Source organism: Glycomyces amatae, assembly GCF_020991375.1.
Classification (GTDB): domain Bacteria; phylum Actinomycetota; class Actinomycetes; order Mycobacteriales; family Micromonosporaceae; genus Glycomyces; species Glycomyces amatae.
In genome coordinates, this window is record NZ_JAJLQZ010000018.1 from 72,160 (window position 1) to 84,998 (window position 12,839).

At 67.0% G+C, this 12,839-nt stretch carries 18 protein-coding genes; 2 read left to right on the forward strand and 16 right to left on the reverse strand.

The window, feature by feature from the left end:
- Positions 1 to 16 precede the first annotated feature (16 nt).
- Both LO763_RS22180 and LO763_RS22185 read right to left on the reverse strand, forming a co-directional pair.
- Positions 17 to 1,558 carry a hypothetical protein gene (locus LO763_RS22180; protein WP_230789038.1) on the reverse strand — a complete coding sequence of 514 codons (1,542 nt, stop codon included), beginning with the start codon at positions 1,556 to 1,558 and terminating at the stop codon, positions 17 to 19.
- Positions 1,559 to 2,026: 468 nt separating this feature from the next.
- Positions 2,027 to 2,806 carry a DNA polymerase beta superfamily protein gene (locus LO763_RS22185; protein ID WP_230789041.1) on the reverse strand — a complete coding sequence of 260 codons (780 nt, stop codon included), beginning with the start codon at positions 2,804 to 2,806 and terminating at the stop codon, positions 2,027 to 2,029.
- Positions 2,807 to 2,968: 162 nt separating this feature from the next.
- Here LO763_RS22185 and LO763_RS22190 point away from each other — a divergent pair, with 162 nt between their 5' ends.
- Both LO763_RS22190 and LO763_RS22195 read left to right on the forward strand, forming a co-directional pair.
- Complete coding sequence (locus LO763_RS22190) at positions 2,969 to 3,478, forward strand: DUF6221 family protein (protein WP_230789044.1); 510 nt, start codon at positions 2,969 to 2,971, stop codon at positions 3,476 to 3,478.
- 49 nt (positions 3,479 to 3,527) lie between these two features.
- Positions 3,528 to 4,091 (forward strand): RICIN domain-containing protein, encoded by a 564-nt coding sequence (locus tag LO763_RS22195; protein WP_230789048.1) that lies wholly within the window; start codon positions 3,528 to 3,530, stop codon positions 4,089 to 4,091.
- Positions 4,092 to 4,331: 240 nt separating this feature from the next.
- Here LO763_RS22195 and LO763_RS22200 read toward each other — a convergent pair whose 3' ends face one another.
- The 14 genes from LO763_RS22200 to LO763_RS22265 all read right to left on the reverse strand — a co-directional run bounded on the left by LO763_RS22200 (position 4,332) and on the right by LO763_RS22265 (position 12,546).
- The gene (locus LO763_RS22200) at positions 4,332 to 4,664 is read right to left on the reverse strand and encodes a hypothetical protein (RefSeq protein WP_230789050.1); all 333 of its coding nucleotides are present in this window, start codon (positions 4,662 to 4,664) and stop codon (positions 4,332 to 4,334) included.
- The gene (locus LO763_RS22205) at positions 4,661 to 4,939 is read right to left on the reverse strand and encodes a hypothetical protein (RefSeq protein WP_230789052.1); all 279 of its coding nucleotides are present in this window, start codon (positions 4,937 to 4,939) and stop codon (positions 4,661 to 4,663) included. The genes LO763_RS22200 and LO763_RS22205 overlap by 4 nt, the downstream gene beginning before the upstream one ends.
- Entirely contained in the window at positions 4,936 to 5,346 is a 411-nt protein-coding gene (locus LO763_RS22210) for a hypothetical protein (protein ID WP_230789053.1), read from the reverse strand. The genes LO763_RS22205 and LO763_RS22210 overlap by 4 nt, the downstream gene beginning before the upstream one ends.
- A complete protein-coding gene (locus tag LO763_RS22215) occupies positions 5,343 to 5,792 on the reverse strand; it encodes a hypothetical protein (RefSeq protein ID WP_230789056.1) in 450 nt (149 codons plus the stop codon). The genes LO763_RS22210 and LO763_RS22215 overlap by 4 nt, the downstream gene beginning before the upstream one ends.
- Before the next feature lie 53 nt (positions 5,793 to 5,845).
- On the reverse strand, positions 5,846 to 6,229 hold the full coding sequence (locus LO763_RS22220; RefSeq protein WP_230789059.1) for a hypothetical protein: 384 nt from the start codon (positions 6,227 to 6,229) through the stop codon (positions 5,846 to 5,848).
- A gap of 145 nt (positions 6,230 to 6,374) precedes the next feature.
- Positions 6,375 to 6,839, reverse strand: a complete 465-nt coding sequence (locus tag LO763_RS22225) for a hypothetical protein (protein ID WP_230789062.1) — start codon at positions 6,837 to 6,839, stop codon at positions 6,375 to 6,377.
- A gap of 33 nt (positions 6,840 to 6,872) precedes the next feature.
- Positions 6,873 to 7,547: a hypothetical protein gene (locus tag LO763_RS22230; protein WP_230789065.1), complete on the reverse strand. Its 675-nt coding sequence runs from the start codon at positions 7,545 to 7,547 to the stop codon at positions 6,873 to 6,875.
- Positions 7,544 to 8,878, reverse strand: a complete 1,335-nt coding sequence (locus tag LO763_RS22235; protein ID WP_230789068.1) for an LvrA C-terminal domain-related protein — start codon at positions 8,876 to 8,878, stop codon at positions 7,544 to 7,546. Before LO763_RS22235 ends, LO763_RS22230 begins: the two co-directional genes overlap by 4 nt.
- Entirely contained in the window at positions 8,875 to 9,123 is a 249-nt protein-coding gene (locus LO763_RS22240; RefSeq protein ID WP_230789071.1) for a hypothetical protein, read from the reverse strand. The genes LO763_RS22235 and LO763_RS22240 overlap by 4 nt, the downstream gene beginning before the upstream one ends.
- Before the next feature lie 109 nt (positions 9,124 to 9,232).
- Entirely contained in the window at positions 9,233 to 9,568 is a 336-nt protein-coding gene (locus LO763_RS22245) for a hypothetical protein (protein WP_230789076.1), read from the reverse strand.
- Positions 9,569 to 9,898: 330 nt separating this feature from the next.
- Positions 9,899 to 10,342: a hypothetical protein gene (locus LO763_RS22250; protein WP_230789078.1), complete on the reverse strand. Its 444-nt coding sequence runs from the start codon at positions 10,340 to 10,342 to the stop codon at positions 9,899 to 9,901.
- Positions 10,339 to 10,680, reverse strand: coding sequence for a hypothetical protein (locus LO763_RS22255; RefSeq protein ID WP_230789080.1), 342 nt, complete (start codon positions 10,678 to 10,680; stop codon positions 10,339 to 10,341). Before LO763_RS22255 ends, LO763_RS22250 begins: the two co-directional genes overlap by 4 nt.
- Before the next feature lie 271 nt (positions 10,681 to 10,951).
- The gene (locus LO763_RS22260) at positions 10,952 to 11,758 is read right to left on the reverse strand and encodes a hypothetical protein (RefSeq protein WP_230789082.1); all 807 of its coding nucleotides are present in this window, start codon (positions 11,756 to 11,758) and stop codon (positions 10,952 to 10,954) included.
- A complete protein-coding gene (locus tag LO763_RS22265; RefSeq protein ID WP_230789084.1) occupies positions 11,755 to 12,546 on the reverse strand; it encodes a PD-(D/E)XK nuclease family protein in 792 nt (263 codons plus the stop codon). The genes LO763_RS22260 and LO763_RS22265 overlap by 4 nt, the downstream gene beginning before the upstream one ends.
- Between the last annotated feature and the right edge of the window lie 293 nt (positions 12,547 to 12,839).

Below are 12,839 nucleotides of genomic sequence, written 5' to 3' on the forward strand. Positions count from 1 at the left end.
GGTATCGGCGGGACCGTTAACGCCGCGACGGCCACGGGATGCCCAAGGCCGCGGCGTGCGCTGGCGACCCGCCGCAGACGGTGGCGAACGAGGTCGGGTCAGTGGTACGGAGTCGATCGAGCAGCCCCGCTACCGCGACCTCCACAACGTCGTCGTCCACGACGACCGCATCAGGCAGCGTGATCCGGTGCTCGAACTGGAGCCAGGGCCGGTCACGGTTCGGTGGTTCAGGGTGCCACAGCAGCAACCGGACCACGGCCCGGTCGGCACTCCACGAGGCTGCACCGGCGAGGCGGCAGTCCCAGCGGGCCAAGAGACCGGGATCGTCCCGCAGGCGCTGGTCCAGCAGTCGCGCGGCGCGAAGCGCGGGCCATTCCCATGAATGGTCGGCCGCGGCCCGCTCGACCTCGGCAGCGTATTCACCCGCGTCAAAGGCGAACCGCGTGCTCTTAGTGCGCCCACGCGTGGCCTTGACCTCCCAGTGCACGCGTCCGGTCGCCTCGTCGCTGCTGACGCGCGCCGACAGCACACCGCAGCATCCTTCGGCGCAGTCTGCTTCGGCGAGCCAGACCTCATGCGGTTCGGTCCCGGCCCGCAGGCCCCGTTCGGGGTGCAGCAGCCTGCCGGGCATGCCCGGCACCCCGATGTTGAACAAGCGGGTGACGATCGGGACGCCGTCGGCGAGCAGATGCGTTCGCGGTTCCTGACCGGTGCTGGGCGCCGGCACGGCGATGCGGATGGCCAGACCGGGTGGGAAGTCACCGTCGTCGGTGTCGGCTCGTTCAGGGTAGCGGTGCAGCCAGATCGCCTCACCGTCGTGAGGATCGCGCGTCAACGCCGCCGCGATGAGCGCACGGGCGCCCGGCGTCCCCAAAGCGGCGAGGAGATCGCGTGCGATGGCGGCCCGCAGGCCCGCCGTGAAGTCGAGGAAGGCACTGTGTCCGTAGAGGAGGTCGTCGCGGACCTGTGTGAGGCCCACAAGACCGGGCAGGTCCGTACCGAACAGCGCCGGCCGTTTCGCGGCGAGGGCCAGCGCGACGGCGAGCCGCTTGTTGCCCTTGATCCAGTTCGGGGTGTGGCTGCGGTGGCTCATCATCCGAAGGAGCTCCACGAGCGCCTGGGTGTCCAGTGCTTCCAGGAGCGCTGCGGCGTCCTCGGCCGTGAGCGTCCCAAGCGCGTCGGTGTACGTGGTCTGGTCCCGCGGCAAGGAGTGCACGGCCAACCAGTGCAGGGACCGTCCCGGGTTCGCGCAGGCGCTGAGCATGCCGGTCACGGCGTACCCGTAGTCGCCTTGCAGGAGCGCGATGGTGCAGAGCAGGTCGATGTCTTCATCGCGGACGACCGGTGCCAGGAGCTCAAGCCCGATCATGACTTCGAGTTGGGTGACGCCCTGGTGGAGGAGGTGGCGTGCGATGGTTCGTGTCGCCTCGGGCTGCAGCCCGAGGTCGGCGTCGTTGTCATATGTGAGTCGCAGACCCCAGTGGTACTGGATACGACGCATTCGTTCGCAGAGCCGGTGCAGGTCTGCTGCGGATCCGGGCGCTGCAGCGCGGATCATGCTTTTCACCGTCGCGCGTGCCGCACGGCGGTCGTCGCGACTGGCGGTAATCCGGTCCCGGCCGCGGCCGGGGCGGTCCGGTATGAGTTGTCGGCTGCCGGGTCGGGGCTGTGCCGCATTGTCCTGCAGTGCTTTGACTGCATCCTCAGGGAGGGGACCGCTGGGATATTGGCGTTGCAGTGCGCGAATGCGCTGGTGAAGGGGAACGAGGTCGGGATCGAGCGCACTGCGCTCGCCGGGCCCCGTCATGAACCTGTGGTGCTCGTTTCGTTGCACATCATGCGGTCAATGTACTCGCTGTCGACTGCTGGCGTTGCAACGCCTCCGCTATGTCAAGCCCGGTTGCAGGTGTCGCTGACCGCCAGGGCCGCTGCAAGTTCGGTCTGGCACGCCCTCGACGTGGGGGTCAGCTCGTTGGATACGGTCACGTTGGTGTGCGTCCGGGTCTCGTTTCCTATAGTGCCGCTGTCACGAACGCCAGTGCCGCAGGTGTGCCTCGACCGACCAGGTCGTTACCGCTGCTACCTCCGCGGAGGGACGCAATGGCGTCCGGCCGGCATCCAGTGCCGCAGCGGCGCGCGCCCGGAGGTCGGCCACGGCAGCGAGCACGTCCGCGAGACTGACGCCACCGGTTTTGATCGCCAACGCCCGATCCCGGTCCGGGGACCGCATTGGGAGTGTCAGCGTTCCGTCTTCGGCCAGTTCGACCGCTTCGGCGCCGAGGCGGTACGCGTGACTGGCGGCTTTCGTGTCGAACCCCCACTGTTCGATCAGTTCGGTCCGCACCGGTATGCGGTGCTTGCGGCCTTCGCCGCGGAGCTGGTCGACCTGGCTGTCGAGGAACCCCAGGAACCGGCGTACGGCCTGCTGGGACACGATGACGGCAGCGAGGCCGCGCAATTCGACGCCGAGCGCCGTCGACGCGTACACCGAGGACTCGGGCGCGTACAAGGGGACGAGCAGGTTCGGGTTGCCGGCGACCACCAGATGCAGGAATTTCCGCAGTGAGTACAGCGTCCCTTCGGCGTCGTCGGCTTTCGACCGGTGGCCTTCAGGCTGCCCGCGCCACACATAGTGGTCGATTGCCCCAGCGAGGCCGATGACGTGCTGGGCCGGTTCGATGAACACGCCAATTTCGTCCCGGTCGCTGACGCCGGGGACGGCGAGGCCGTGGACACCGGAGCCGTCCAAGGTTCGCAAGATCGTGTTCGCGTGGGCGATCGCGGCATGGTGCATGTCCTTGGTCAAGGTCCTGGTCCATTCGGAAAGTGGATGATGGCGCGCGGCCGTGGCGGGTTGTTGACAATACCGGCCTCACGTGGCCGCGCCGAGCAACTTTCGTCCGTTCGGTTGCAGCGCCAGCCGACTTGGAGGAGTCCGCTCGGCACGATCGGTGCGGAAAATAGTCGGATGGACATTGAGGCGTTTGTACGGGCCCGCATTGAGGAGGACGCGGCGTGGGCGCGAGCGTGCTCGGTGCCGCCCGCGGAAGATGACGCTGAGATCCCTGCTGGTGTGCACTGGGAGTGGACGACCGCACCTGAAGGCACTGCGGTACGCCTTCCGACGCTGCCGTTTGACGATGTCGGCGCGTCGCTGAAGGCTCCCGGCACGCTGGTGTGGCTTTCCACGAAGGAAAAATGGCCCCGCGAGGATGAGGACGGCACGTACGAGGCATCCGGCGCCTACGCCGAAGGCATCCACCTGATGGATGCTGCGGCCGCTGCGCACATCGCTCGGCACCATCCGGCGCGGGTCCTTCTGGAGGCCCAGGCCAAGCTTGCGCTGCTGGAAATGGTCCTCGCGGATCAGAACGTGAACGGCGGCCAGAACTCCCCCCAGTGGAACCAGGTCATGCGGCTGCTGGCACTGCCCTACCGGAAGCACAAGGACTACCGGCAGGCGTGGGCGCCTCGATAGGCTCTGGCGTGACATCACCTCATCCCTCACGTTCGGAGCTGCTGTAGCGATGCCTGCCAAATTCGAAGCTGGTGCCCGGCCCAGCGTCAACGTCAAGTTCAAGCTCGGTTTCGTTGAAATTGACGTGCCCAACATTGCCGGGTATGCCGCGTTGCGGAAGGATGCTCCCATCGCAGGGCCGTTCCTGCTCATCGAACGGTCCCATGGACTCGCGCTGGAAACCGACGCCCGCGCGCAACCGTTCTGGAAGCCCTGGCTTGCCACCGTTCACGGCGGCCTTGGCCAGCAGTGGGGGTTTCGTCGGCCGAAGTTGAAGGTTGAGGAGTTCACGATTCTCTCTGCGGTGAACGGTATGGCGCTCGATGCGACGGTGGAGGCCGACAACGGGTCGCCCTTGGTGTTGTGGGAGTCCCACGGTGGCCCTTGCCAGCGCTGGGAGGTCCTGCCGGTCCCTGACGGGATCGGGTGGATGATCGCTACGGTGCATGGCGACCGCCGCGTCCTTGACGTCGGTGAAGCGGCGGCACCCGGCCAGAACCTGTGGATGTATGACCGGCGCGGGATGGCCCACCAGCAGTTCCTGATCGTTCCGGTTGGCAGAGCACCGCAGTAGCCTCGGTTTGCTCGTTCCCGGGCTGCTGTTCGACAGTGCACTGCGGCCGCTTGGCCGCCGTGTCACCCGGTGCGTGTGGGTTCGGCCCGGTGCTGACGGCAGATGAGCGGCGGGGAGTCCATGCTTCATGATGGTTGCATCGCCGGGGTTGCGCGGCAGGTCGTGGACGGTAGCGGCAGTCATCGGGGCCTTTCAAGGAGCTTTCGAGTACGAGGCCGCCAGAGCAGACGGTGACGCTGGCTAGAAGATCGGCTTCGGGTCGCCGACGCCGAGCAGGTGCGTGGCGATGAGGACCCTGGAGGGATCGGGGTCAACCAGTTCGATCCGTTCGAGGCCTGCTTCGAGTTCGACCGTCCACGGGTAGGGCAGGTGCGGTTGGTGCGTGATGATGATGCGGCCGTATGCGGTGTGGGAAGCGAATGTCCAACGGCGTCTCTGCGCGTTCGCGGTGTACCGGCAGCGGGCGAATCCGCGATGGTACGCCCACAAGGCGAGGTCGCGTACGGTGAGCGACCCGAAGGCCGCAGGTTGCATGACAGTTGGGGGAGCGAGGCCGGGAGTGGAGGCGGTCATCCGACGAGGGTCGCTTCGAGCTCAAGTTCGGTGACGCGGGTGCGCAGCCGGTTGATTTCGTTGAGCGCTGCGGGGAGGTCGCGGCGGGCGTGGGCGATGAAGTCGGCGTCGCGTTTGAAGAATCCGCCGTGCGCGGATCGTGGGGGGCCGGTGAGTTCATGGTCGACGTAGCGGCCGTGGCCGCCGGAGAGAACGGTCCAGGGGCCGGGTGAGGCCGCTTCGGTGCGGGCGCGCATGGCGGCGAGGTCGGTCGGGGGGATCGCGGTGGTGGTCATGTGTGGGTTTCCTGTTCTGTTGGGATGTCATGGTCAAGATCGCTGTGGTCGTGCGGGCATTGGTTGATGGAGGTCCGCAGGCGGGCGTTGTCGGCGCCGAGGTCGTCCCGCTCGTGCATCAGGGCCGCCCACTGATTCTGGCTCCGTATGTTTTGGCCGTACAGCCAGGTCAGGAGCCGGGGTGCGTCCGTGAGTGCAGTGAACATGGCTGCCATGCCGGGCACGTCGGGGAAGGACGCCATGACGGCGCCGGTCTCGTCGGTCAGGAGCCGGATCACGGTCCCGTCGGTGTGCTCGTGGACGACGGGGATAAGTCCGAACCCGTGGTCCCACAGCAGTTCCCGGATGGCTTCCTCGTTGGCGAGGTTCGTCTCGTGGTCGCCGCAGTGGTCGTCGTCGAAGGTCACGCGGCTGACCCAGTGCGGTGGGTGGTCCGGGCGCGCCAGGCTGCGCGTTGCGCGGCGGTCATGGCCGCAGCGAAGCCGTATGCGGTGAGCATTTGCCATCCGATTGCGGTGGGCGCGGCCGTGGCCCTGTCGACGTCGATCCAGCCGCGTTCGATCATGGCCCACGTTGTGGCGGGCGTCGTCCAGTACGTGCCGTGTCCGACGTGTAGGCTCTCGCCGCGGCCGCGGCGGACGTGGATTCGCGGCCGGTAGGCAACGTGTCGTAGCGCGGCCCACGTGCCCACCGTTGGCGCTGACCGGACCCGTCGCGGCCAGCACCGGATCGATGCTGCACCGTTCCCGTACGTCCAGAACGTGCGCCACTGGTCGATCGTGATGGTGCAGTCAGCCTGGTGGACCGCAGTGAGCACCGCCGCGACGTCGATCGTTGCGAGCGGTTGTTTCACGGAGCCAGTGAGCGACGAGTGTGCTGTCCAGGTCGTGCGCACGCACTGGCCGATCATGCGTGTCCTCCCGTTCGCGCATGGTCGTGCTTGAGGTCCCAACGTTCGGGGTCCCACACTCGCTGGGACGCCACCGAACCTGGGTCGAACTCGTTGGACAGGTGCAACAGCGCCATCGCAGCAGCTTTCGAATGCTTGATGACTGCGGCGTGAGCGGCCTGGAGGGTGGCGGCAGCAATGTACGGGGTCGCGGCTGCGACGCCAGCGCGAGCGAGGATGCCGTCGGCGAGGCACGCGCTGGCGCCTGCCTGTTCGATCGCTTCGGTGATTGCGGTGTTTGCGGCTTCCTCCGCGTAGGTGAGCTTGCGGGACTCGTCGCGGATCGCTTCATGTGCGATCCGCGCGGGATTGTCCGCGGTCGTGTACCGGCTGCGTTGCAACGGCGGCGTCCTTTCGTTTCAGTTTCCTTGCGCTGCAACAAATGTAATCGAAACTGGAGGTGTTTCTACAGTTCACAGCGGGTTGTAGTAGGTTCGGTGCGCGATTGTTGCCGACATGTTTGTGCAGGTCCGTGCGCTTGGGCAGTCAGGGATCAGGGGTCGTCACGTCGGTGCGGTGGTGCGCGAGCATGCGGTGCCCGATCGTGGTCATGGTCCCGCGGCCGCGGGTGACGGTGACCCAGCCGCGGTCGACCATCATGGCCGAGCTGACGGCGTCCTGGAGTGCCCCGGCGAGGCGCAACCGGATCTGTCTGAGCTTGTCGAACTCGCCGCTGAGCCTGGGTGTGTCGGCGATGTGTTCGAGCAGTTCCCACTGCCACGGCAGCGGGCGAGCGAGCACATATACGGGCGTGTACGTGACGGGTGCAACCAGGTCGGCGTAGTCGATGCTGAACCCCAAGTCGGCGACGATGGTGACAGTGGCGCCCGCTGGTTCGGCTTCGTCGAGGTCTCGGCAGACGCGATCAATGGTGACCAGCTCGGTGTCGGTGCGGTGCAAAGACCGCGTCCAGAGCGTCGTGCTGTTGATGTCGGCGGGGTCGGGGCGCATGCGGTGGTGTCCTTCATGTCGGGGTGTGCACGGTCAGGAGGCGGTCGCAGTGGTGTGCACGGCTGCTGCGTCGGTGGTCTCGTCGGGTGTGCGAAGTCGTCGGGCCTGGAGGAGCGCTGCTGCTTTGGCAACCGTGCGTGTCAGCGGTTGCGGGTCGCCGCTGTAGGCCTGCTGCATCCGATGTTGGGCCGCTGTTGTTTGGCGAGCGTGTTGGTGGCGACTGGGTGCATCGGTGGTGTTCGCCGTGGCGGCCTTGCGGTGTTCGGCGAGCGCAGCGTCAACCAGGGCGCGTCCGCGGTGTGCGCGTGCGGCGGCGGCCTCGGGTCCGGTCCGGACGACAGGAGCCCGCGCGGCGGCGCGGGCAGGGGGCGGGCCGGGGTGGCGCAGCAACGCGATGACGCGGGCTTGGTAGTCGGGTGCGTCGGCAGGGACGGCCCTGAGGGCGTCTTGCAAGGCCATGCCGGCGCCGCTGGGGCGACGCCGCAGGCGCCTGCGGTCACGCACCCGGGAGACCACATGGCCGACGTTGACGCGCACGTTCGGCTCGACGGTGACTTGCTCGATGATTGCTTCGTGGGCTTCATCGAATGTGACCCGGTCGCGTTGGAGGGCCGCGAGCCACAACTTGAGGTCGTCGCGGTCGACGGTGCGTGCGTCAATGTGTGCAAGGAGGCGCAGGAGGTTCCCGACGTCGTCAAGGCTGATCATGTGGGTCGACCGTCAGTGTCGATCACGGTGCCGTCCCAGCCCGGCCCCGTGTCGGTGAACGGCTGCCCGGCGAGTTCAGCGGCGACGGCCGCTACGGCCTCGTCAATCTCTCGGTTCCGCCGGGCCGAGAGCGATTCGCGGACCGGGAGGCCGGTTCGGGCAGGCCGTTCGGGTTCGTCCTGCCAACAGTGGTTGTGCAGCCACGTCTTCGGATGCTTCGTGAACTTCGGGTCCTCGCCGTCGCGCTCAGCCCGGTACCGTGCCGCGCCCGCAATGATAACCTCGGCGTCGACTCCTTCTGCGATACGCTGCGTCCATTTGTCCCACGCTGCCTGCTTGTCACGGCGTCGTGGATACGCCGCCCAGAACGCCAGGAACGGCGCGTCGTACGGAACGGGTGCCGCACTTCCCGGACGGTCGTCATCGTCGCCTGATGGCTCATCAGGATCAGCGAACTCGTCCACAACGGCACTGTTCGGCTCGAGCGGTCCCATGTCCTTGAGCGCGCGGATGAGGTTCTTCCCGAACGCGACCGTTCGCGAATTCCACGTCACCCGCTGCCGCAGCTGCGCAACAAGCGCGTCCACCGTCCAGCCGCGGTCGAGGAGAGCACCCGTGACGGCGCGAATCTCGGCGACCTCTTCCGGTTTGGTGAGCCTCGCCCGTTGCGGCGCGCTGTACACGCCGCGGACGACGGCGCGGATCGCTGCCACACGGTCCGTATCGGCGCCAGATGTCGGGAACGTGCCAGCAGCGGCAGCGGAGTCGTCGACACACACACCATCGCTGGAAGTGGTCTCTACGTCATGGGCTCTAGTGATGTGATGCGATTCCTGCTCATGGTCGAGTATTTCGTGACCATGGTCGGTCAATGTTTGACCGTTGCCACTACCAGGAGTTTTACCCTCAACATCGGCAGGGCGAGCAGGTTTGGGGAAGTGGTGCTCACGCCACCGTTTCCACGTTCGGAACCCTTCGAAGTCCTCTGGCGGGTCGAAGTGAACCGTGTAGATGTTTCGCGTCTTCCAGTTGTCCGCCGTCCGGCGCTGGTGGTAATCGAGTCCGCCGGCATCACGAAGCTGCTGCAGGTACTTGCGGACGGTGGTGCGGGACTTGATGTTGAACGCCTTGCCGATTTGCTCCATGGACGGCATCGTGGTCTCGCCGTCATCGCGCGCGAGTGAGCACAGCAGCCCGTGAATAGCGGCCGCTGGCGCGTCAACGGCCGGGTGCAGGGCGAGCCACAGGAACATTTTTCCGAATGGGTTCCCGTTGCGGCCCTGTCGGAGCGTGCCTGCCGCGTGCACATCGATGGCTGATCCGGTGGTCACTGCGAACCTCCGTCTGCGGCAGCGTGCAACTCGTCAACTTCGTCAATGAGCGCGGTGACGGCGTACTGAAGCGCGAGCACACCTGGGACGGCGGCGAGTGTGTGCCCGGGACGGTCCGCGAGGTACAGGCGGGCCTCCTCGCGCAGGTACACTCGCTCGGCCTCAAGGTCCATGATCTGGTGGAACAGGTCCAGTGCCCACGCTTCGAGCGCGTTGGCGTCCAAGCCGGGGGGAGTGGTGTCCATGCTGGTCACTGGCTGCCTCCCCTCATATTGACTCGGGACCGCGCCGCTTGGGGAAGGAGCAACGGGGCCCCTGCGGGGTGGCCTCCATGCCTCCTCAGTTCACCGCGCCTCATTGGGGGTGCACCGCTTCGCGTCCCGCAACCGACGCGCCCGCTTCAGCTGCGACGACCGCCGGGATCATCGCGAGGTCGAACAGGAACTGCACGATTGCATGGACACGCTCGCGAGCCTCTGGTGGCGCGCTGACGACGTGCATGAGCGCGTCCAACGTGACGGGTTCGCCGGCGGCGACTCGGTGTACGAGCAGTGCGTACACGCCGAGCGCGGTCGCGTTCCCCGTGAGCGTCAACGCTGCCGATACGGGAGCGGGTACGACAATGTCGTCGTCGCCAGCGGCAGCAGACAGGGTGACTGCTTCGCTCCACAGGGTCAGGTACAACTGCATGATGATAGGCCTCCTCAACATTTGGGGAGACCACAGCGACATTGCGCGCTAGCGCACAGCATCGGCGGCGCCTGCACGGGCGCAGCGCGAAGCGGTAGCATAGAGCTATACGAACGTCTCGGCCCAAGGCCGTGACGGTCGGTCAACGTCTCGCGGGGTAGTGCTCGGATGCTCTGGTCTCCGCGATCATTGAGGGTCAGGTGTTGGAGCACCTGGCCCTCGCTTGGTCTCCCAGTCTACATTTCACCACCGCCGCGACATCGCCGGATACGGCTGCGCGGCAACAACAATTGGGCAACGCCAGGCGTACCGGTCACCTGTTGTCGCAGGTCAGTTCAGGACATGGAGGCCTCCGGCTTCCACTGTGGCAGGCCAGGAGTACCGGCACACCTCCCACACACTGACGCCGAACCAGCGAGCCGTTTCGGCGGCCGTCCAGTCCGCGTCGAACGCGTCCTGGATCAACGCCTTCCGGCCGCCCGCCCGCGACTTCGACCAGATTTTCCGGGCCCGGCCGCGTTCCCGCAGCGCCGCCTCCGACAACCCGGCCTCATCCGCAGTGACCGGCCCGACCACAGCGGTAGCAATCGCGAGCCCTTCACGCGACGATCCGGACTCGGTCACCTCCCACCGCGGTTCGCACTCAAGCGCGAGGCCGGCATCAGCGCACGCGAACGCCAGCAGGTCACGCGCCCGCGTCTGCGCCCGCGACAGCGGCAGGTCCACAGCGACGGGGAACAGGAACCGACGCAGCTGCGGCAGGTCATCGTTCACGCGCCCACCGCCAACGCCGCTACCGTATCGAGGTTCGCGGGCATGCTCGACAGCGTGTCCATGGGGCGGCCGAGGGCGATGTCGACGAATCGGGGCGGGGGAGCGGCGTGGGCCTCGATGGGGACGCCGTCGGCGTCGTAGACGATGTGGGCGGTGGCGTCGAAGTCCGCCGGTCCGGGCGCGGCGGCCCGCGCACTGGCAGCGCGGTGCTCGTCGCGGTGGTCGCACGCCCAGCCGTAGGCACCGGACATGCTCGTGGTTTTGCAGTAGGCGTTGCAGGGGCACTCGGCGAACCAGTGCCCGATCTGGGGGTAGACCTTGATGCGTGCGGGGTTCATGGGTACTCCGGGAACAAGATGGGCAAGGTGAGCGGGTCCGCGGCTCATGCGGTGTGGGTCGCGTGCTGGCGGGCAGGGCAAGGCATGAATGCTTGCTTGATCGATGTGCGGATTCGGGTTGCATGTGCAAGTGTGTGGGACATGAGGGTGCTCCGATACGTCAAGGGACACAGGTAGCCCCGCAAAGCGGGAAGGGCGTGCACGGCGTGAGGGTGCCGGGCGTCAGACCAAGCGGCTGCGGGGGGCGGGCTGAGGGAGGCCCGCCCGGTCGCTACTCGGGGTCCGGTGGCGTGCCCGGGTCCGGTTCGCCGGGACCGGTCACGCCAGCACCAGGAGGCGCGAGCGCCAGACGCGGCACCGTCGGCGCCGACGCCTTCGCCCGGGACTTGCGTTTCGGCTTCTCCGCGAACGCGACATCCTCCATCTCCTCCGTGGAGTAGTGAATGCCACCGAGCGCATCCGCTGCCGTCAAACGACAGCACTCGCTCGTGCCCCGAGCAACCAGCATGTTCTGCGGCATGTTCTGCCAGTTCGACTTCCCCGTCAACCGCAGCTGCGCGGCACGCTCGATCGTCCACACCGACACATGCGGCGGCACGTCGAACTCGCCTTGGCGCCACCCGTGCACGACCACACGTTTCGGACTCGCCTCAACGACCTGGATGCGGTGGCCTGCGGCTTGCAGGAGCGCACGCATCGACTCGGCCTTGAGCGTCGGCGTGCCCTGGATGGGGACAATCGCCCTGATCGACGCCATGGGCTGCATACCCAGTTCAAGGCCGGTCAGCATCGCCGCCGTCACCTCGTACGGCTTGTTCCGGTACGCGTCGGGAACGAAGGACGTGGCCGCGAGTTTGACGGCCATCCGGTAGATGTCGGAGGCGTCGGCGACCCATCGGGCCATCGGCGACAACGGCCCCGCGAACGACGCCGCCTCGGGGACTGCCTGCGCCTCGGGCCGGTCGAGGACGGCCACGACCGTCTCCGCACGGTCGGCAGTGCGCGCCTCGTCGACCGGGTGCTCACCGGTCGCAGACTCAAGCGCCGGATCGGCGGTGGTCATGACGTCATCACTCACGCGTCCACCTCCGCAGCGAACCCGGACAGGACCGGCACTCCGACCCAATCCGTTCTCGTGACGCCCTTGAGCGTGTGATACAGCCACACGAGCGCATGCATGACCTCGGTGACCTCAGGACCGGTCGTGATGTCGTACACGTGCCAGCCGCCGTGGTCTTGCAAATGCAGGACGCTCACGGCCGCGATGCCCAGGTCGGCAACGGCAGCTTCGCTGCCGCCAGCGTCAACGTAGACCTCGCAGTCGCGGTAGCCGTGCAACTGGAGCGCGGTCTCGACGTACAGTGAACGCCCGGTTTTGATGTCCAGGAGCGTGCGGACGCCGCCGATGTCGGCGATGAGGTCAACGGTGCCGGCGTACTGCCACGTCCGGTTCGCCAACGGCTGCTCGATTAGGACCGGCACTGGACTGGTTTCGTTGTGCCAGTCCAGGAATGCGCGCATGTACCCGGCGATGTCGGGTGCGCCGATGCCGCCGGTGCCCCCGCGTAGGAACCGCTCGGCGGCGCGGTGGACGCGGGTGCCGCGCGCGGCGGCCGTCCGCTTGTACTGCTCGGGGACCGCTGCGAGTTCGTCCGCGGTGGCGAACAGGTCCCGCAGGTCCCCGGTGGTGTCGTAGGCGTCGAAGGCGGCATCCGCGACTTTTGCGGCGGCCCAGTCGACCAGGCCCGGTTTGGCGAAGGTCTTGTCGAGAATGGTGGTCACACCGGGGACGTGGCGTCCGTCCAGGTAGTAGGAATGCCAAGGTTTCCCGGTGCTGGAGATGCGGTCGTGACGGGTCAGGCTCACGCGTGGCCTCCCCGTTGTGCAGCAGTGACAGGTTGCTGTCGCGAATGTGACAGTCCAGTGACCCCTTGGGGTCGGCTAAAGTAAACGGTCACGGCATCCTCTCGTCGTCTCGAGGTGGTGCCGGGCGCGCAGCGGATGGCTGTCCAGGCGCGCCCGATCATCAAGTGAACGTCTCCCTTGTGGTCCGGTCTTGCCGGACCTGGTGGGCCACAAGGGAGATGTTCAAGGGTTACAAAGCTACCGCTTATCGGGCGAGTATGCATGACCCGGTTCGTCGTTAAGTATCGGCCGAA